At 62.8% G+C, this 18,035-nt stretch carries 21 protein-coding genes; 9 read left to right on the forward strand and 12 right to left on the reverse strand.

Annotated features, from left to right (window positions below; translation table 11 throughout):
- Window positions 1-2 precede the first annotated feature (2 nt).
- Window positions 3-371, reverse strand: coding sequence for a DUF6152 family protein (locus R8L07_03845; GenBank protein ID MDW3204653.1), 369 nt, complete (start codon window positions 369-371; stop codon window positions 3-5).
- A gap of 187 nt (window positions 372-558) precedes the next feature.
- Here R8L07_03845 and R8L07_03850 point away from each other — a divergent pair, with 187 nt between their 5' ends.
- Window positions 559-1,185 (forward strand): hypothetical protein, encoded by a 627-nt coding sequence (locus R8L07_03850; protein MDW3204654.1) that lies wholly within the window; start codon window positions 559-561, stop codon window positions 1,183-1,185.
- 73 nt (window positions 1,186-1,258) lie between these two features.
- Here R8L07_03850 and R8L07_03855 read toward each other — a convergent pair whose 3' ends face one another.
- Window positions 1,259-1,591 carry a hypothetical protein gene (locus R8L07_03855; GenBank protein MDW3204655.1) on the reverse strand — a complete coding sequence of 111 codons (333 nt, stop codon included), beginning with the start codon at window positions 1,589-1,591 and terminating at the stop codon, window positions 1,259-1,261.
- Window positions 1,592-1,645: 54 nt separating this feature from the next.
- On the opposite strand from R8L07_03855, the gene R8L07_03860 reads away from it, so the two are divergent.
- The 4 genes from R8L07_03860 to R8L07_03875 all read left to right on the forward strand — a co-directional run bounded on the left by R8L07_03860 (window position 1,646) and on the right by R8L07_03875 (window position 5,335).
- Complete coding sequence (locus tag R8L07_03860; protein MDW3204656.1) at window positions 1,646-2,287, forward strand: MarR family transcriptional regulator; 642 nt, start codon at window positions 1,646-1,648, stop codon at window positions 2,285-2,287.
- Window positions 2,288-2,366: 79 nt separating this feature from the next.
- Window positions 2,367-3,146, forward strand: coding sequence for a hypothetical protein (locus R8L07_03865; protein MDW3204657.1), 780 nt, complete (start codon window positions 2,367-2,369; stop codon window positions 3,144-3,146).
- A 41-nt stretch (window positions 3,147-3,187) separates the two neighbouring features.
- Entirely contained in the window at window positions 3,188-3,784 is a 597-nt protein-coding gene (locus tag R8L07_03870) for a nucleotidyltransferase family protein (GenBank protein MDW3204658.1), read from the forward strand.
- A gap of 147 nt (window positions 3,785-3,931) precedes the next feature.
- The gene (locus R8L07_03875; GenBank protein ID MDW3204659.1) at window positions 3,932-5,335 is read left to right on the forward strand and encodes a diguanylate cyclase; all 1,404 of its coding nucleotides are present in this window, start codon (window positions 3,932-3,934) and stop codon (window positions 5,333-5,335) included.
- Window positions 5,336-5,342: 7 nt separating this feature from the next.
- Here R8L07_03875 and R8L07_03880 read toward each other — a convergent pair whose 3' ends face one another.
- Entirely contained in the window at window positions 5,343-6,407 is a 1,065-nt protein-coding gene (locus tag R8L07_03880; protein MDW3204660.1) for a GntG family PLP-dependent aldolase, read from the reverse strand.
- A 46-nt stretch (window positions 6,408-6,453) separates the two neighbouring features.
- Window positions 6,454-6,897 (reverse strand): heme-binding protein, encoded by a 444-nt coding sequence (locus R8L07_03885; GenBank protein MDW3204661.1) that lies wholly within the window; start codon window positions 6,895-6,897, stop codon window positions 6,454-6,456.
- A gap of 121 nt (window positions 6,898-7,018) precedes the next feature.
- On the opposite strand from R8L07_03885, the gene R8L07_03890 reads away from it, so the two are divergent.
- From R8L07_03890 to R8L07_03905, 4 genes are all read left to right on the forward strand, one after another.
- Window positions 7,019-7,390 carry a VOC family protein gene (locus R8L07_03890; protein MDW3204662.1) on the forward strand — a complete coding sequence of 124 codons (372 nt, stop codon included), beginning with the start codon at window positions 7,019-7,021 and terminating at the stop codon, window positions 7,388-7,390.
- A gap of 7 nt (window positions 7,391-7,397) precedes the next feature.
- Window positions 7,398-8,702: an adenylate/guanylate cyclase domain-containing protein gene (locus R8L07_03895; protein MDW3204663.1), complete on the forward strand. Its 1,305-nt coding sequence runs from the start codon at window positions 7,398-7,400 to the stop codon at window positions 8,700-8,702.
- Window positions 8,703-8,777: 75 nt separating this feature from the next.
- Window positions 8,778-9,443: a ribulose-phosphate 3-epimerase gene (rpe, locus tag R8L07_03900; protein MDW3204664.1), complete on the forward strand. Its 666-nt coding sequence runs from the start codon at window positions 8,778-8,780 to the stop codon at window positions 9,441-9,443.
- A 69-nt stretch (window positions 9,444-9,512) separates the two neighbouring features.
- The gene (locus tag R8L07_03905) at window positions 9,513-11,132 is read left to right on the forward strand and encodes a heparinase II/III family protein (protein ID MDW3204665.1); all 1,620 of its coding nucleotides are present in this window, start codon (window positions 9,513-9,515) and stop codon (window positions 11,130-11,132) included.
- 9 nt (window positions 11,133-11,141) lie between these two features.
- Here the strand turns inward: R8L07_03905 and R8L07_03910 are convergent, their stop codons facing one another.
- The 8 genes from R8L07_03910 to fsa form a co-directional block, all read right to left on the reverse strand.
- A complete protein-coding gene (locus R8L07_03910; protein ID MDW3204666.1) occupies window positions 11,142-11,624 on the reverse strand; it encodes a YHS domain-containing (seleno)protein in 483 nt (160 codons plus the stop codon).
- Window positions 11,625-11,733: 109 nt separating this feature from the next.
- Window positions 11,734-12,834 (reverse strand): redox-regulated ATPase YchF, encoded by a 1,101-nt coding sequence (gene ychF, locus R8L07_03915; GenBank protein ID MDW3204667.1) that lies wholly within the window; start codon window positions 12,832-12,834, stop codon window positions 11,734-11,736.
- Between the two features lie 21 nt (window positions 12,835-12,855).
- Entirely contained in the window at window positions 12,856-13,557 is a 702-nt protein-coding gene (gene pth / locus R8L07_03920; GenBank protein ID MDW3204668.1) for an aminoacyl-tRNA hydrolase, read from the reverse strand.
- 30 nt (window positions 13,558-13,587) lie between these two features.
- On the reverse strand, window positions 13,588-14,259 hold the full coding sequence (locus tag R8L07_03925; protein ID MDW3204669.1) for a 50S ribosomal protein L25/general stress protein Ctc: 672 nt from the start codon (window positions 14,257-14,259) through the stop codon (window positions 13,588-13,590).
- A 155-nt stretch (window positions 14,260-14,414) separates the two neighbouring features.
- Complete coding sequence (locus R8L07_03930) at window positions 14,415-15,350, reverse strand: ribose-phosphate pyrophosphokinase (GenBank protein ID MDW3204670.1); 936 nt, start codon at window positions 15,348-15,350, stop codon at window positions 14,415-14,417.
- A gap of 213 nt (window positions 15,351-15,563) precedes the next feature.
- Window positions 15,564-16,523, reverse strand: a complete 960-nt coding sequence (locus R8L07_03935; protein MDW3204671.1) for a tyrosine recombinase XerC — start codon at window positions 16,521-16,523, stop codon at window positions 15,564-15,566.
- Window positions 16,524-16,550: 27 nt separating this feature from the next.
- The gene (locus tag R8L07_03940; GenBank protein MDW3204672.1) at window positions 16,551-17,258 is read right to left on the reverse strand and encodes a DUF484 family protein; all 708 of its coding nucleotides are present in this window, start codon (window positions 17,256-17,258) and stop codon (window positions 16,551-16,553) included.
- A 64-nt stretch (window positions 17,259-17,322) separates the two neighbouring features.
- Window positions 17,323-17,976 (reverse strand): fructose-6-phosphate aldolase, encoded by a 654-nt coding sequence (gene fsa, locus R8L07_03945; protein ID MDW3204673.1) that lies wholly within the window; start codon window positions 17,974-17,976, stop codon window positions 17,323-17,325.
- Window positions 17,977-18,035: the final 59 nt, after the last annotated feature.

Genomic DNA, 18,035 nt, shown 5'->3' on the forward strand with positions numbered 1-18,035 from the left:
GGTCAGTTCCGTTCCGGGTAGAGCACGAATTCCCGGTCGCCGATATAGAACGTTTCCGCCTTCAGCAGTTTCTGGGACGGGTCGGCGGCGGGTTCGCCGATGATGCGGATTTCGACGCCTTCCGCCAAGTCGCCGTCCTGCACGCCGGCGCGTTCGTTGCGCCAGGGCTGGCCGACCTCGACGGTCCAGATCTCGCCCTCCGCATCGACTTTCAGGACGCCGTGAGGGTTGCCCAGTTTCGCCGACTGGATGACGCCGGTCAGTTCGATATTGCCGCCGGTCGTCCAGCGCCAGCCGTGATGGGCCATGGCCGTCGCCGCGACGCCGAGAAGGATCATGAGGCCCGCCAGAACGGGGATGAGATATCGCATGTCGACGCTCCTTGCCTCTGTCGGAATGACAATGGTCAATCTAGCGCCGGGCGCGGCGCTTTCCAGCCGGGCACATGCCGCGAAAGTCCTCTCCAATTCACTTTACACCGCCCCCCGCCGCGGCTACACGCGTTTACGTCCAATCGGACAGAGGTCTCAACGAGGACGAGTGGAGAGGGGAGTTCCGATGACCAGGCTTTTTGCCCTTATTTCTTTCATTGTTCTGCTGGGCGGGTGCGCCGCCGGCAATACGTATCAGATGGACCTGGATACGGTCGATACGGCGGTCGATACGGATAAATCCGTAGCGGTCGCGACCGTGGACCTGCGGCCCTATATCGTCAGCTCCGACAAGACGCCGGATTTCGTTGGCCTGCAACGGGGCGGCTTCGGCAATCCGTTCGACGTTCTGACAACCAGCACCAATCCCCTGGCGGAAGACGTCACGTCGACAATCACCAAGGCGCTTGCCCGGAAAGGCATCACCGCGACGCCGGTCACGACAGCACCGCTAACCGGCGTGGATGAGACCCGCAGCATGCTGTTTGACGCCGGACGTGACCGGTCGCTATTGGTGACCATGTTCGAACTGAAGTCGGATACTTTCTTCAACACCGCTCTGCACTATGACCTGAAGGTCTTTGTGTTCGACGATCAAGGTAACGAGCTGGCGTCGAAATCCTTCACGGGACCGGACAATCTCGGCAACCTGGGCAGCATGCCCAGCACGGTTGGGGAGGGCGTCTCGGCCGAGTACGGCCGCAAGATCGCCGCGATCCTGAATTCGCCGGAAATCATCGCCGCGCTGAAATAAGCGCCGCATCGGTATGCCGACAAGGAGGGCGGTCCATTGCGGGCCGCCCTTTCCGTTTCAGGATGCCGGCAGGTCACACCAGTCCGGAGACAGACGCGTTTCGGCGTTCGACACCATAGACGTAAATGCCCAGGCGCAGGGTCGCCGCGACGCTGATCGCCGCCGCAAGCCAGAGCGCGACGGTCAGGACCGGAGGCGGCAGGTCCAGCGTTCCGACAATCGCCCAGAAGACGGCGGACAGCACGGCAAAGATCTCGCTGCCGATCAGCATGGAGATCAGGAACGCGACTGTCGCACAGGACAGCCGGACGGACAGGGACATGGCGGGGTCACTCCAGAAGAAGCCGCAGGAGATATCGTCGCGGTCCCGACCCGCCACCAGAGGGGCGGCAAACAATATTTTCACGCCCCCCCGCAGCCGTCTCTTGCCAATTTTAATTAGGAGTCCTATATAAATGTCATGAGCTATCTTCCGAACGACAGTGCCCAGCCCGTCGAGGGCCTGAAACGGATCGCCGCCTATCTGCGTCAGCAGGGATGGCAGGACGGCGAACGGTTGGGCCTGACACCGACGCAGATCTCGATCCTGCACCTGGTATACCGGCACGGGCCGATGCGGATCGCCCGGCTTGCCGCGCAGGTCGGGGCAACCCAGGCCACGGTGAGCGATGCCGTCTCGGCGCTGGTCGCCAAGGGCAGTCTGGAGCGGGTCCGTGACCCGCAGGACGGCCGCGCGGTGCTGGCGACCCTGACCCGGGACGGTACCCGGACCATTGCGGAACTGGATGGCGGTGACATCGCTTTGAAGGGGGTGATCGATGGTCTGCCCGCACGCGACCGGGGCGATCTGAATCGCGTCCTGGTGAAGCTTGTACGCGGCCTGCAGGACGCGGGCGCCATCGCGCCGCAGCGGCTCTGCGTCACCTGCCGGTTCTTCCGGCCCCACCATTATGACGATGCGGCCAAGCCGCATCACTGCGACTTCGTGAACGCCGCATTCGGGGAGGCGCAGCTGCGTCTCGACTGCGCCGAACACGAGGCGGCCGATCCCGATCTGGCCCGGCGCAATGCCCGCCGGTTCGAAACGGGACCACCGGCCTGACCGAAAGACGCCCCGGCCGCGGCAACGACCGGAGCGTCCGTTTACAACCTCTCTCAGCACAGAAAGGAAGTCCCCAATCATGACATGGAACCCCAATCCGGGCCAGAGCAGGCTGGTTCGAAGCCTCCTCGCGACGACCGCGGCCGCCTTACTCTGGTCGGTCGGGCCCGTCTCCGCCCATGACAGCCATACCGGCGGCATTCAGGCCGCGCCGAATTCCGCCCGCCACGCCGATTTCGACATCGTCCATGCCAAGGTGACCGTCGACGGCAATGTCGCGACCTTTCACATGGCGGTTTCGGGCACGGCGGGCGAAACCCGACCGACGGCCAGCGGTCAACTGGCCGGGTCGGACGTCTTCGCCTATGTCTGGCCCACCGGGCTGGATGCATCCGCGGTGGGGTTCGATAGCGGGGCCGGTATCCTGTCGCTGGCGGTCACCGCCCATCCCGACTTCGACGATACGCCGCTATTCGACGAGAACGGCGACGGCGATACCGCCAATGACGGCAATCTGTGGCACAGCCACTGGGTCGTCCTGGGCCCGGACGAAGCCTGCGGCCCCGGCGCATTGAAGGTTCTGGATATTCCGGAAGGAACGACACCCAACCTGCCCCGGACCTGGCCCGGACTGCCGATCCTGATCGACAGTCCCGGCTGGCAGCCTCTGCTGCACGGTCCGTCCGTCGATGTGAAGGTGCCCTTCGCACACGATCAGGATCTCACCGGCATCGCCTATGACGGGGTGACCAGCGGCCTGCGTGTGAACGCCAACCTCCACGCGCCGCTGCTTTGCGTCACCGATGTCTTCGATGTGGCCTCGGGCGATCTCAGTCTGCCCGGTAGAATCGAAGAGTAACCCTGTCGCCGAGATCGGGCCGAGACCGGGGCCGGGAGACGATGGCTCTTCCGGCCCCGGCCCCTATACTGGCGGGCATGTCGCGGGACACTTTCCTCTCCCTCTGCCTGGCAAACCGGTTCAATGTCGAAATCCTGCGCCGGCTGGATGTCATGCCGCCCGGAACCTGGCTGACTTCCGGATGCCTGGTTCAGCCGGTCTGGAACCGAAACGCTGGCCGTGCGGCCGAAGCGGACATAGCGGATTACGACCTGATCTACCTGGACCCGGATCGATCCTGGGAGGCCGAAGACCGGGTCATCCGCCGCGCCGCCGACCTGTTCGCCGATCTTCCGATCCGCGTGCAGGTCCGCAATCAGGCCCGTGTCCCGATCTGGTACCGCGAGAAATTCGGCATCCCCTATCCGCCCGTTCGGGAAGCCCAGCATGCCGTACTGCGATTCCCGTCCAAAACCACGGCCATTGCCCTCACTCGCGGGCCCACGGGCAAGCCGGTTCTCTACGCCCCGTTCGGCGTCGGCAATGCCCTGCGCGGCCGGATCGTTCCGAACCACCGCCTGAACATTCCATCTGTCTATGCCGAGAAGGCGGGGCGATGGACGACAATCTGGCCCGACCTTGTCGTCCAGCCCTGGTAGCAGCCGGGAATTGATGCAACCAGAACTACCTACGGTCTCTGGGCAGGCTCGAATGTTGCTGATAATCTGGGCGTTCTGGCACTCTATGGGGCATCGGGCGCCCACAGCCGGACAATCCAAACGTTATCGGGGAGGATAGCTTTGGACATGCAAACAGAGACGGACGAGTTAGACCGGATCAATCTGAAGAGCCTGCTGAAGCACGCCCATATCGGCGTGGTCATTCACCGGCTGGATACATCCATCGTCTATGCCAATCCGACCGCGCTGAAACTGCTGGACATGAACTACAACCAGGTCATCGGCCGGGATGCCTATGACCCCGGCTGGTACTTCATCGACGAATACCAACAGAAGATTCCGATCGACGCCTATCCGGTGAAGCAGGTCCTGAACACCGGAAAACCCCTGATCAACGAGATGATCGGTCAGTACAGCCCGGCCACGCGTGAGGTAAACTGGTTCCTGGTGAACGCCTATCCGGAAGTCGGGGAGGAGTTCGGCGGCGAAGGCTTCATCATCGTCACATTCAACGAGATCACGGCGCGCCGGCATCTGTTCTCCTACCGCGACGTCATCGAAAATACCCGCGACGTCGTCATCGTAACCGACTCGGATAGCGTGAAGGCACCGTTCGGTCCCCAGATCGTCTTCGTCAACCGCGCCTTCGAGGAACTGACTGGGTTCACGGCGGAGGAGGCAATCGGCGAGACACCCAGAATCCTGCAGGGGCGGGGAACGGACGAGGAGTGCCGCAAGCGCATTCGCAAGGCCCTAGAAAAACACCAGCCGATCCGCGAGGTCATCCTGAACTATACCAAGACAGGAAAACCCTACTGGCTGGACATGGACATCTTTCCACTGCGCAATCAGTTCGGAAAGGTGACGCATTTCGCGGCGATCGAACGCGACGTCACGGACCAGACCTATTACGCCGATCAGCTTTCCAAGCGGAACGAGGATCTGCGACAGTTGAAGCACAGCCTGGAAGAACTGGTGTCGGAGAAAACGAAGGAGTTGCGCGACGCCAACTACTCGCTGCAGCGCATGGCCCATTACGATGAACTGACCGGCATTCCCAACCGCCGCTGCTTCCTGGATCAGGTGAAGAAGCAATGCGCCATGGCCGCCCGCTACGAACGGCTGGTCGCCATCGGGATGATCGACCTGGACCATTTCAAGAAGATCAACGACGCCCATGGCCACGATGCCGGGGATGCCGTCCTGAACGAGACCGCCCGGCGCCTGCGCAAATTCTTCCGTGCCGAGGACAATTTCGGTCGCATGGGGGGCGAGGAATTCGCCTTCGCGGTGCTGGTCAACAACGCCGAGGCCGCCGAAGGGATGTGCCGCCGCCTTGTGTCGGGCTACGCGGCCGAACCGGTAACGGTCGGCGATACCGAAATCTCTGTCTCAATGAGCGTCGGTGTCTTCGTGGCCCCTTCCCCGAAACCGCAGATCGATATCGAAGAGGCCCTGAAAAAGGCGGATTCGGCCTTGTATGATGCCAAGAAGGCCGGCCGGAACCAGGCCCTGCGCTGGACCGGTTGACCCGCCGTCAGGCCGACAACAGGGCCTGCATCGTTGCGACGGCTTCCTCCACCTGCGGGCGGGTGACATCCAGGTGGGTGACCGCCCGCATGGTACGCTTGTCGAAGGCTCCGATTCGGATGCCTTTCTTCATCAGGGCATCCGATATCCCGGGAGCGTCCAGTCGCGCACCGTCCGTCACGTAAAACAGGACGATGTTGCTGTGGACGGTTGTCGGGTCCAGATCGATACCGGGCAGGCCCGCAATACCCTCCGCGAAGAGCTTCGCATTGGCATTGTCGTCCGCCAGCCGCTCGACATTGTGGTCCAGCGCGTAAAGCCCTGCCGCGGCAAGATAACCGGACTGGCGCAGGGCGCCCCCCATGCGTTGCTTCACCCGCCAGGCCTCGGAAATGAACTCCCGCGATCCGGCCAGTACCGCACCGATCGGACAGCCCAGCCCTTTTGACAGGTCGATCCAGACACTGTCGGTCGCCGCCGCGATCCGTGACGCCGGAACGTCCAGCGCGGCAACCGCGTTCATCAGCCGTGCGCCATCCATATGAAGGGCGCAATCCTTGTCCCGCGCCAGTTTGCCCAGCGCATCCAGACGGTCCACCGGCCAAACGGCTCCGCCCCCCAGATTGGCCGTCTGTTCCACCTCGATCAGGGTCACACGGGGCGCGTAGCGATTGCTGCGCGGCGGAATGGCAGCCTCCGCCTGTGCCACCGAATAGACACCGCGCTCTCCGTCGACCGGCAGGATGTTGGCGCCCGCGGTCGCCCCGGCCCCGCCGCCTTCGAAGCCGATGATATGGGCGGTCCGGTCCGCAACGACCGCATCGCCGGGGCGGCAATGAATCTGCAGGGCGATCTGATTGCACATTGTTCCCGACGGCAGAAACACCGCCGCGTCCTTGCCCAGCAGGTCGGCCACCCGCTCCTCCAGCAACAGGGTGGTCGGGTCCTCCTTCGCCTGCTCGTCACCGGTCGCGGCCTCCGCCATTGCGGCCAGCATGGCGGCCGACGGACGGGTCTTCGTGTCGCTGTAGAGTTCGATGCGGATGTCGTTTGCACGCGTGCTGCCGGCCATGGAAACCCCTGTTTCTGTATGGATTTATTGTTCTGAAATGACGTGGCTACTCAGGATCGACGGCCAGTCCCGCAGACCGGATGCCGGCCACGGCATTGGCTTCATCGTATTCTCCGGCCTCACCCGCCACGCCCACGGCCCCCATCACGGAACCGTCGGTATCGCGAATGAACACACCGCCGCGGGTCGCGATCAGCGGCATTCCCATGCGTTCCATCGAGACCCGGCTGATGCCTTCGAACCATGTTGGCCACTGCTCTGCCATGTCCATCAAGGCGGCGGTCGATTTGCCATAGGCGATGCAGGTCTGTGCCTTGGCCTGGGCAATATGGCCCAGCAACGGTGGCGCACCGCCTTCCCGTTCGAACGCCAGCAGATGTCCGCCCGCATCACAGACGGCAACGGCCAGTCGACGTTCCGGCGAAGATCGTGGGGCGGAAAGCGCCTGATCGATAATGATCCGCGCCTGTGCCAGCGTGACGGACCGCATGGTCACCTCCCGTGTCGCGTTATCGTATTTTTCTGGAACGTTGAGGAGGAAGTACCAATGTGTCAAACAGAACCGCCCCGGCGAAATCGAGACCGGACACAGCGACGGAGTGCTGCCAGATATGTTGGGACCGATCGACACGGTGCGCCTGTTCACCGTCAATCTGGAAAGATCCCTGGAGTTCTATCGGGACAAGCTGGGCATGACGCCCGCCGTTTCGGACGAAGGCGTCGCGATCTTCGACACGGGATCTGCAAAGCTGATGCTGGAGGCGCTGGAACCGGGCAGCGAGGAAGCCGAAGATCTGGCCGGCCGTTTCACCGGCCTGTCCTTTGCCGTTCAGGATATCCGGGCGGCATTTGCCGAACTGGAAGGCAAGGGCGTGCCCTTTGACGGGCGCCCGGAAATTCAACCCTGGGGCGGTGCGCTGGCGCATTTCTTTGACCCGGACGGCAACGTTCTGACCCTCGTGCAGTATCCGCTGCCGGACTGAGCGGGTCATGCGCCGGGGACTGGATGCGCAGAACATTTTCGCCCGGGAGCGGGTCGCCTCCACCCGGCTTGCCATGCTGGGCCGTCTGGCCGTTCTGGCCGCCATCGCCATCTGGCTCGGCGTAACCCGGAACCCGCCCGTGGTCTACCACACGCTGGGCGCCTGCATGCTGTTCGCGCTGATCACCGGGCTGCATTACCGGCTGGCGCCTTGCTACGCGCAGATGCGATGGCTGCCCTACGTCCTCTACGGCCTCGACGTGGCGCTGGTGATCGGTGGAATCGCCCTGTCGCTGCTGCTGTTCTTCGACCATGTGCCGCCGGGCATGGTCTATCATTTCAACTATTTTCCGTATTTCTTCCTGGTGCTGATCAGTACGGGAATGAGCCTGTCACCCCGGGTCGTGCTGTGGACCGGGCTGTGCATTGTCGCCGGCTGGATGATGCTGTTCCTGGCGATCGACCACCCGGGCAGCCTGGATTGGAATGACATCCCGCCGGACGCGACGGGGCAGGAGTTCCTGTCCTATATCCTGTCGACGGAATGGACCGGTGGATTCGGACGCATACAGGAGTCCATCGTCATTCTGGCAACGGCTGGCATCCTGAGCCTGATCGTCTATCGCGCGCGCCGCCTGGTCGCGCGTCAGATCGAATCGGAAAAGGGCCGGCAGGCGGTGCGGGAGGCCTTCGGGCAATATGTCCCCGACACCGTTGCCGATGCGATGATCGCATCCGGCGGCATCCTGCCCCCGGAGCAGCGACGGGCGACGGTTCTGTTCTGCGACCTGGCCGGCTTCACGGCAATGACGCAACGGCTCGGCCCGGAACGGACGGTCGCGGTCCTGAACGACTATTTCGATGGTGTTGCGGCGTGTATCGGCAAACATGGCGGGATCATCACCCAGTATCAGGGGGATGCCGCCCTGGCGGTCTTCAATGCCCCGACCGACCTGACGGACCACGAACGTCGTGCCCTCGACGCCGCCCGGGATATCCTGGAGACCTGTGCGGGCGCGTCCTTCGGCGGTGAGACCATGACGCCGCGGATCGGCATTGCCACCGGTCAGCTGGTGGCGGGCTCCGTCGGTGGTGCCGGTCGCCGGGGTTATACGGTGCACGGTGAAACGGTCAATCTGGCGGCTAGGCTGGAGGCCGCAAACAAGGAGCACGGCACCCGCATTCTGATATCCGCCGAAACCGCAGGCGCCGTCGGGAACGATCATGCGCTGCGCGCGATCGATAACGTGGTTCTACCCGGCATCGCCGAGCCGATGACCGCCTATACGCCGGTCACGGAATCTTCCGGCTGAGCGTGGGGTGCGGTTGCGTCCGGGCGAATCCGGGACTACCTAGATACAGATCGAAACCTTGCCGAAAGTACCGACGTGACGCAGCAGTCCACCCGCATTGCACCGTCCATCCTGTCCGCGGATTTCGCCGCCCTGGGCTCCGAAGTGGCGGCCATCGATGGCGCCGGTGCGGATTACATCCATATCGATGTCATGGACGGCCATTTCGTGCCGAACATCACCATCGGTCCGGCGGTGGTAAAGGCCCTGCGCCCGCATACCGAAAAGGTGTTCGATGTTCATCTGATGATCGCGCCCGTCGACCCCTATATCGAGGCTTTTGCCGCGGCGGGAGCCGATATCCTGTCGGTTCATCCGGAATCCGGCCCGCATCTGCATCGCACGCTTCAGAGCATCCGCGCCCTCGGCAAGAAAGCCGGGATTGTGCTGAACCCTGGGACGCCGATCCAGGTGGTCGAACCCGTGATGGATATGCTGGACCTGATTCTCGTCATGTCGGTCAATCCGGGTTTCGGTGGACAGAGTTTCATCGAAAGTCAGCTGGAAAAGATTGCCCGCCTGCGCGAGATGATCGACGCGACGGGCCGCGAGATCGACCTGGAGGTCGATGGTGGTATCAATTTCGAAACCGCCCCGCGCGCGGTGGCCGCAGGTGCCGACGTTCTGGTCGCCGGCACCGCGACATTCCGCGGCGGACCGGACGCATATGCACGGAATATTCGCCGTCTGCGCGGCGAGTAAAGCCATTCGAAAGGGCCACGGGCCATCATGGAACCGGTAACGATTCCGCCCAACCCGATTGGACAGGAGGTGCGGTACAGGACCGCGCGCCTGGCGGGAATGCTGGGCCTGTACGGCATCATGCTGTCCGGGCCACGTCCCGGCGCGCCCTATCGCACGGTGCCGGACCCCTGGCCCGGTGATCCCGCCCGCGGCCGAGCCATCGCGTCGGGCCGTTACACCTTCGCCGGCACCACCGTGACACCCGCGGAGTCCCTGTGGGACCAGAACGAAGCCGGACCCGGATGGCGCAATGCGGCGCATTCCTTCGAATGGCTGCGGGATCTGGAGGCCGCCGGCGGCGACGAAGCAGGCGAATGCGCCCAACGTCTGACGCTGGAATGGCTGGAACGCGATCTGGCCGGAAGCAAACCGGCCAACGACCGCATCGCCTGGTCCGCCGGAACGGTCGGCCGACGGGTGCGTGCCTGGCTCTATCACTGGCGTCTGGTCACGGACGGGCTGAGCGGCGAGCGCACCGAAGCGATGCTGGAATCGCTGGGCCGGCAGATTCGCCACCTTGCACATTATGCCGGTTCGGACGGTATCGGCGCGGAACGCCTCCAGGGCATCATCGGCTATGTTCAGGCCTGTTTGATGCTGCCGATGTTTTCATCCCGTGCCGGGGCCGCGATCGGCTTGCTGGAGCGTGAGCTGTCCTTCTCCATCCTGCCGGATGGCTGTCATGCGACCCGCAGCCCGCGCATCCAGTTCGAGGTCATGCGCGATCTCGTCGGCCTGAAGGAACTGTTTCAGGAAATGCAGCGGGAGATTCCCATCGGCCTGATCACCGCCATCGATCGGATGGCGCCGGTGCTGAGATTCTTCCGGCATGGAGACGGTGGCCTCGCCCTGTTCCATGACAGCCGCGAAGGCGATAGCGGGGAAATCGATACGGTTCTGGGGCGGGCCGATGCGCGCGGTCGGGCGCCGCTACGATGCCCGCATGGCGGCTTCGAGAAATTGATATCCGGCAAGCTGAACGTCCTGGCGGATGCCGGCGCCCCGCCGGGCCATCCGTTCGATGCCCACGCCCATGCCGCCCCATTGGCGATCGAAGTCAGTTATGCCGCTGAACGACTGATCGTGAATTGCGGCGCCGCGCGCCTGACCGAAGGAGACTGGGCCCGGGCACAACGCAGTACCGCCGCCCATTCCACCCTGGGCATTGAAGACACGAACGCGGATGAGATCGGCAAGGATGGCCGGATCGGCCGCCGTCGCGCCAGCACCGTCGTCGAGCGCAATGAGGCCGACGGTGCGGTCTGGGTTGAAATGTCCCATGACGGTTATGCAAAACCCTTCGGCGTCACCCATACCCGCCGCCTCTATCTGGCACCGGAGGGCACCGACCTGCGTGGGGAGGATGTGCTGGACGGGCCGGAGGGGCACACCTTCACGGCGCGTTTCCACCTGCATCCGAAGGTTCAGGTCTCCCTCCTGTCGAACAACGCGTCGGCGCTGCTGAAGACCCCTTCCGGCACGGGGTGGCGCCTGCGGGTCAGCGGTGCCGCGATGTCGCTTACCGACAGCGTCTATCTGGGCGGGCCGCAGGAAACCAAACGGACCCAGCAGATACTGCTGACCGGCGTCACCGGCCCGGAAGGAACGCGGATCAAATGGGCGCTTCAGCGTGAATCGAAGCGCTGAGCCGTTTCCTTAGAGGTCTTTCGCCGGAATTGGTTTGATTTCCGGCCACAGCGTGTCCGCCGTCGCGATATGATCGTCACGCTTTTCCAGCCAGATCAGGCGCGTTCCCGGATCCAATTGCAGGAACAGGCGGTCGCCGACGATCTCCCACGCATTGGGATCAATATCGAATTTCTGCTTCTGGGTAACGCCATAGGCACAATAGCCGCCATAGGCCGGGGCAAATTTCTCGGGGTCAGCCAAGAAGCGATCCCGGTTTTCCGCCGTGGAGAACAGAAACTCGGCATCCCGATAGGTCGCCTGGAAATCACTGGAACCGGCGACGGGTCGACCCTCCGTGAAATAGGCCACCGGATCGTAGCCGTGGATGGCAACATTGGCCTCGTTGGTGTTGATGGCGGTTACGGGATCCTGCTGTGTTCCGACCAGAACCCAGACCACCACTGCGACCGCAATCGCGATCCCGACCAACGACTGCACGGCGCGCTTCATGTGTCTATTCCTGTCCCGGCAATTGAAAGACCCTTGACATTCAAAGGCGATTGTCTGCGCCTCCGGCGGGTCAAGTCAACCACGCGATGCCGTCAGACTGAATCCGGTATCAGACGTTGAAACGGAAATGGAAGACGTCACCGTCCTTTACCAGGTAATCGCGCCCTTCCAGTCTCACCTTCCCCGCTTCCTTGGCGGCCGCTTCGCCGCCCAGACCGGCATAGTCGTCATAGGCGATGGTTTCGGCGGCGATGAAGCCTCGTTCGAAATCGGTGTGAATGACCCCGGCGGCCTGCGGCGCCTTCGCGCCACGGAACACGGTCCAGGCGCGAGCTTCCTTGGGCCCGACCGTGAAGAAGGTAATCTGGTCCAGGAGTGAATATCCAGCCCGGATGACCCGTGCGAGACCGGTTTCCTCCAGCCCCAGCGTGTCGAGAAACTCGCGGCGCTCTTCCTCGGTGTCGAGCTGAGCGACCTCGGCCTCGATCGCAGCGGAAATCACCACCGCTTCGGCACCTTCGGCCTTGGCCTTTTCGAACACCTTCGCCGAATGTTCATTTCCGACCCCTGCCGAATCCTCCTCCACATTACAGACATAGAGGACGGGCTTCGACGTGATCAGCTGCAATCGGCGAAACGGAACTTCTTCCTCCGGCGTCAGATCGGCCATGCGGGCGGGCTTGCCGTCCCGCAACAGGTCCAGCGCCTTGTTCATCAGGGCGATCTCGGCCTTGGCTTCCTTGTCGCCGGAATTCGCCTTCTTCTGGATCGGCTGAATGCGCCGCTCCAGGCTTTCCATGTCCGAAAGCATCAGTTCGGTCTCAACAGTTTCCGCATCGCGCAGCGGATCGACTGACCCTTCGACATGGGTGATGTCTCCGCTTTCGAAACAGCGCAGCACATGGCAGATCGCATCGACCTCACGGATATTGCCGAGGAACTGGTTGCCGAGTCCCTCACCCTTGGAAGCGCCCTTGACCAGACCCGCAATGTCCACGAATTCGAGCTGCGTGGGGATTATCTTCGCGGATTTTGCCAAGTCGGCCAGCTTGTCCAGGCGCGGATCCGGCACGGCGACGCGACCGACATTCGGTTCGATCGTACAGAACGGAAAGTTCGCGGCCTGGGCGGCCTGCGTTTCGGTCAGCGCGTTGAACAGGGTCGACTTGCCGACATTGGGCAGACCGACAATACCGCAATTGAAGCCCATGGGCCCCCTCCTAACTTTTCATCACTGATCGTCCGGACCGCCGGACATCCATTTCTTCAATTGGGCCGCCAGACCGGTTTCCGGCTTCTCGGCACCAGCCCTCGCCGGGGTCACGGCAGCCGGACTGCTTTCCTTAGACTGTGGCGCCGATTTCGACGGGTTCAGATCCATGGCCAGTTTGGACATGAAATCCGAGGCCCGGCCCTGCGCCAGAAGATCGAACCGATCCGAGATTCCATCCAGCAGTCGTTCGAAATCCGGCCATTCGGCCTTGCTGAAATCCGACAGGACATGACCGACAACCCGGGATTTGTCACCGGGATGGCCGATGCCGATCCGCACGCGCCAATAATCCTTGCCGATATGCGCATCGATGGACTTCAGACCGTTATGGCCGCCATTGCCACCGCCCTGCTTCACCTTGATGCGGGTCGGGGCAAGGTCCAATTCGTCATACAGCACCGTCACGTCCGAGGGCTGCAGCTTGAAGAAGCGCATGGCCTCGCCGACGGCGCGTCCACTCTCGTTCATGAAGGTCGCCGGCTTGAGGATCAGAACCTTCTCTCCGGCGACATCGCCTTCCGAGGTCAGGCCCTGAAACCGGCTACGCCAGGCGGAAAAGGAATGGCGGCGGACGATTTCGTCCACCGCCAGAAATCCGACATTGTGGCGGTTGCGCTCGTATTTCGGTCCGGGATTGCCGAGCCCAACGACGAGACGCATGGGATACCGCCTTTCGTCCGAAACGGAGGATTACTCCTCGGACTCTTCTTCCTCTTCGCCTTCGGCTTCCGTGGCTTCTTCGCCTTCGGCTGCCACGTCCTCGTCGTCTTCCGCACCCTCGACCGGTTCCGCGATCGCGGCGGCCGCAATGTTGGCAACGACGAAATCGCGATCCTGAATGACCGGCTCGACGCCTTCCGGCAGCTTGACCATGGAGATACGGATCGTATCGCCGATCTGGGTGCCGGTCAGGTCGCAGACGACTTCGTGCGGAATGTCGTCGACCGGGCACATCAGTTCGACTTCGTCACGCGTGACGTTCAGGATGCCGCCTTCGTCGATACCCGGGCTGGCATCTTCGTTGATGAAGGTGACCGGGATGTTGACGTTGATCTTCGAGCCTTTGCGCAGGCGCATAAAGTCGATATGCAGCGGCGCATCCGTGACCGGATGGAACTGCACATCGCGCGGCAGGGCCTTCTCCTTGGCGCCGCCTTCAACTTCGACCGTGTAGATCGTGTTGAACAGCAGGCCCATTTCCAGCTGCTTCATGATATGACGCGGATCGACCGCAATCGTCAGGGGATCCTTGTTGTCGCCATAGACGACACCCGGCACAAGGCCTTCGCGGCGGACCGCACGGGCTGCCCCCTTACCTGCCCGCTCCCGCGGTTTCGCGGGGAAGATCGCTTTCTCAGCCATCTTGTTTCTCCTCAATATTTTAGCATCCACCGAACCGACCTCCGATCCGGCGACCGACCTCCAGGGGTGTCGGCTGGGGCCCTTCCAGGGCCAATATTTCGCGCGCCCGGATCGGCCTTGACCGCCCGGCGCCCGAAAAGCGGCCTCTTCTACACTCAATCGAAGAGGCTGGAAACCGATTTTTCTTCGTAAATCCGGCGGATCGCCTCGGCCAGAAGCGGGGCGATCGTAACCTGTCGGACATTGTGGCTGACACGCACCGCTTCGGTCGCCTGGATCGAATCCGTAATCACCAGTTGCTCCAACGGCGATGCCGCGACACGCGCCACTGCTCCGCCGGACAGGACGCCATGAGTGACGACCGCATGGACCGACTTGGCCCCGGCATCGACCAGCGCCTGAGCCGCATTGCACAGCGTGCCGGCGGAATCGACGATGTCGTCGATCAGGATACAGGTCCGGCCCTTCGGCTCCCCGATGATGTTCATCACCTCGGACACGCCTGCCTTTTCGCGGCGCTTGTCGATGATCGCCAGATCGCACTCCAGGCGTTTCGCCAGCGCACGCGCGCGCACCACACCGCCGACATCGGGCGAGACGACCATCAGCTCGTCTTCATTCTTCAGCATCTCCTGCAGATCCTTGTGCAGGACCGGCAGGGCGAAGAGGTTGTCCGTCGGGACTTCGAAGAAGCCCTGAATCTGACCGGCATGCAGATCCAGCGTCAGGACGCGGTTTGCGCCCGCCGTCTCGATCAGGTTGGCAACCAACTTGGCCGAGATCGGCGTCCGGGGTCCGGTTTTCCGATCCTGCCGGGCGTAGCCGTAATAAGGAATGACCGCCGTGATGCGCCGGGCGGAGCCGCGCCGCAACGCGTCCATCATCACCAGCAGTTCCATCAGATTGTCATTGGTCGGATAGTTCGTCGACTGAACCACGAACACGTCTTCGCCGCGCACGTTCTCCAGGATCTCGACGAATATCTCCATATCGGAGAACCGTCGGATCGAGGCCTTGGTCAGAGGAACGTTGAGGTAAGCGGAAATCGCTTCGGCAAGCGGCTTGTTCGAGTTGCCGGCAAGAATTTTCATGAGATGGCGTATCCCTGATGCGCCGGGACCCACCGTGTTTCGCTGAACACGGTCACCCCCGCTTTCGACTTCGTCCGCCGTTCCGCATCCCGATGCCCTCCTCCGCTCCACCCGTTTGGGAAAGACCGTGCCGGGACGCGCGAACGACCGCGCGGGTGGGATATACCAAGGGGCATGCGGACTGTAAACGGCCTGACACGTTTCGTCGCGGCCTCACCGTCTGGCACGCGGATGAGCCCGCGCATACTCCGCCATCAAGCGCGCGGTATCGACTTCCGTGTATCGCTGGGTCGTGCTGAGCGAGGCATGGCCGAGCAGTTCCTGGATGGCGCGCAGATCACCGCCTCCTGCAAGAAGATGGGTCGCGAAACTGTGCCGCAGGGCGTGTGGCGTCGCAGTGTCCGGAAGCCCCAGTGCAATCCTCAGCATCCGGATCGGCTTGCGCGCCGTATCCTGGTTCATCCGCCCGCCACGTACACCGCGATACAGCGGACCGTCCGGGTCACCGGCAAACGGGCTTTCCGAAAGATAGGCGGAAAGTGCGTCCCGCACCGCCGGCAGGACCGGCACGAAGCGTTCCTTGTTTCCCTTCCCCAGCACCCGCATCGCATCGCCCGACGGTGCGTCCTTTTCATTGAGGGAAAGTGCCTCGGCTATGCGAAGACCGCACCCGTACAACATGGTCAGAAGGGCAATATTGCGCTTCGCAACCCAGCTTTCGGTTTCGAAATCCCCTGCCGATTCGAGAAGCAGTTCCGCGTCCGGCACGCTCAACGGCTTCGGGACGGAATGGGGTATCTTGGGGGCGCGGACCAGTTGCAGGCGATCGTTTTCGACCAGACCCTTCTTGCGCAGATACCGAAAGAAGGTACGGATCGACGACAGTTTTCGGGCCCGGGAAACGTCCTGAACGCCATCTTCCGACAATCGCGCCAGCCAGGACCGGAAATCCAGTTGTCGCAGATCGGCCAGGTCGGATAGATCCGGCGGTGCGCCCAGATGCCGTGTCAGAAAGGTCAGGAAATCTTCGACGTCGTGGCTATAAGCCGCAATCGTATGGGGGCTGAGCCGCCGTTCGTCGCTCAACCAACCCAGGAAGGCGCGATAGGCCTTTGCTGTCGGACCGTCCCCGGTGACGGGATGCTGCGACAGATCGAAACGATCATCGCCCATGCCGCAGCCTTCCGACTAGGGGTGCCGCTATTCGGGCAGATCCAGCCAAATGCGCACCAGTTGGGCGAGCACCGCCGACAGGAAGCCGATCAGTTCGGTTGCCTGACCGGGATGGAACTTCTCCGGGTCGCGGTGCCCGAAGGCCAGCAGGGCCGGCGGTGACGAGTTTGAAATCTGCAGCCGGACCAGCGCATCGCTCTGCACCAGGGTTGCAGCCCCGCCGAAAAGGTCCGGATCGCCCGATATGTGGGCCCGCAGCAGCATGTCCCGGTCCGTTCCGATCAAACGGTCCACGAATCCCGGCGGGACGAGGGTCACGCTGCGCACCGGAAAGTCCTCGGCATTCGCCGATTCCACCGCCAGCGTGACGACATCCATGTCCAGCACGACCGCGACATCGGTCTGAACCAGGTTGATCAGTTGTTCGAAGGAGTTCGCGCTGAGCAGTCGCAGAACACATTCGTGAACCCGCGACTGGCTGTTCAGGTTTTCGCGACTGGTATCGATCAGTTCCCGCGCGACATCGGTCGTCTCTTCGATCCGGTCCCGCAGGCGCCGGATCATGGCTTCCTGAAAATCGTAGACGCCCTTCCCGCCATTGCGTTTCGGCGGGTCCAGCTCGGACAGGAGATCCGGGTGCTCGTTCAGAAACCCCGGATTGTCGCGAAGAAAACTGACAACGTCCTTGGCTTCAACGCCGGTCGGCGCGGGATGACTGCCGGGAGAGGGTTTCATGATCGCATTCTCCTCCGTCGACGACCGGCCCGCGCCCCGACCCGTTCGGGGCCTGAAACCGGCGTTAAAGAATCGACTGACCCGTCGCTTCCCAGTCCTTCAGGAAGGCGGCGAGGCCCTTATCGGTCAGCGGGTGCGCAAACAGCTGGCGCAGCACTTTCGGCGGCAGCGTGGCGACGCCCGCGCCCATTTTCGCGGCCTGTACCACATGCACCGGGTGGCGGATCGAAGCGACCAGCACTTCGGTGGCGAAGCCGTAATTCTCATATATCGTGACGACGTCGGCAATCAGGTCCATGCCGTCCTGGCCGATATCGTCCAGCCGCCCGACGAAAGGCGAGATAAAGGTCGCGCCGGCCTTAGCCGCCAGCAGGGCCTGGGCCGGGGAAAAGCACAGGGTCACGTTCACCATGACGCCATCGTCGCTGAGTGCCTTGCAGGTCTTGAGCCCCGCCTCGGTCAGCGGCACCTTGACCGCAATATTGTCGGCGATCTTCGACAGTTTGCGACCTTCCTTCAGCATGGTGTCGAAATCCGTCGCGACACATTCCGCCGAGACCGGGCCGTTCACGACGCCGCAGATTTCCTCGACCACTTCCAGGAAGTTGCGGCCGCTCTTTGCGACCAGCGACGGGTTTGTCGTCACACCGTCGACCAGGCCGGTTGAGGCCAGGTCGCGAATCTCTTCAATATCCGCCGTGTCGATGAAGAATTTCATACTTTCCTCGCTTGGCGCGTCCGGCCCGCTGAAAAATCGGGCGCCGCGCCCATGGTTAG

Source organism: Alphaproteobacteria bacterium, from assembly GCA_033344895.1.
In the GTDB taxonomy this organism is placed as follows: Bacteria; Pseudomonadota; Alphaproteobacteria; order UBA8366; family Aestuariispiraceae; genus Pacificispira.

Coding starts and splice junctions, on each gene's coding strand:
- R8L07_03845 (MDW3204653.1), bottom strand. CDS start 371: ATGCGATATCTCATCCCCGTTCTGGCGGGCCTCATGATCCTTCTCGGC.
- R8L07_03850 (MDW3204654.1), top strand. CDS start 559: ATGACCAGGCTTTTTGCCCTTATTTCTTTCATTGTTCTGCTGGGCGGG.
- R8L07_03860 (MDW3204656.1), top strand. CDS start 1,646: ATGAGCTATCTTCCGAACGACAGTGCCCAGCCCGTCGAGGGCCTGAAA.
- R8L07_03865 (MDW3204657.1), top strand. CDS start 2,367: ATGACATGGAACCCCAATCCGGGCCAGAGCAGGCTGGTTCGAAGCCTC.
- R8L07_03870 (MDW3204658.1), top strand. CDS start 3,188: ATGGCTCTTCCGGCCCCGGCCCCTATACTGGCGGGCATGTCGCGGGAC.
- R8L07_03875 (MDW3204659.1), top strand. CDS start 3,932: ATGCAAACAGAGACGGACGAGTTAGACCGGATCAATCTGAAGAGCCTG.
- R8L07_03880 (MDW3204660.1), bottom strand. CDS start 6,407: ATGGCCGGCAGCACGCGTGCAAACGACATCCGCATCGAACTCTACAGC.
- R8L07_03885 (MDW3204661.1), bottom strand. CDS start 6,897: ATGCGGTCCGTCACGCTGGCACAGGCGCGGATCATTATCGATCAGGCG.
- R8L07_03890 (MDW3204662.1), top strand. CDS start 7,019: ATGTTGGGACCGATCGACACGGTGCGCCTGTTCACCGTCAATCTGGAA.
- R8L07_03895 (MDW3204663.1), top strand. CDS start 7,398: ATGCGCCGGGGACTGGATGCGCAGAACATTTTCGCCCGGGAGCGGGTC.
- R8L07_03910 (MDW3204666.1), bottom strand. CDS start 11,624: ATGAAGCGCGCCGTGCAGTCGTTGGTCGGGATCGCGATTGCGGTCGCA.
- ychF (MDW3204667.1), bottom strand. CDS start 12,834: ATGGGCTTCAATTGCGGTATTGTCGGTCTGCCCAATGTCGGCAAGTCG.
- pth (MDW3204668.1), bottom strand. CDS start 13,557: ATGCGTCTCGTCGTTGGGCTCGGCAATCCCGGACCGAAATACGAGCGC.
- R8L07_03925 (MDW3204669.1), bottom strand. CDS start 14,259: ATGGCTGAGAAAGCGATCTTCCCCGCGAAACCGCGGGAGCGGGCAGGT.
- R8L07_03930 (MDW3204670.1), bottom strand. CDS start 15,350: ATGAAAATTCTTGCCGGCAACTCGAACAAGCCGCTTGCCGAAGCGATT.
- R8L07_03935 (MDW3204671.1), bottom strand. CDS start 16,523: ATGGGCGATGATCGTTTCGATCTGTCGCAGCATCCCGTCACCGGGGAC.
- R8L07_03940 (MDW3204672.1), bottom strand. CDS start 17,258: ATGAAACCCTCTCCCGGCAGTCATCCCGCGCCGACCGGCGTTGAAGCC.
- fsa (MDW3204673.1), bottom strand. CDS start 17,976: ATGAAATTCTTCATCGACACGGCGGATATTGAAGAGATTCGCGACCTG.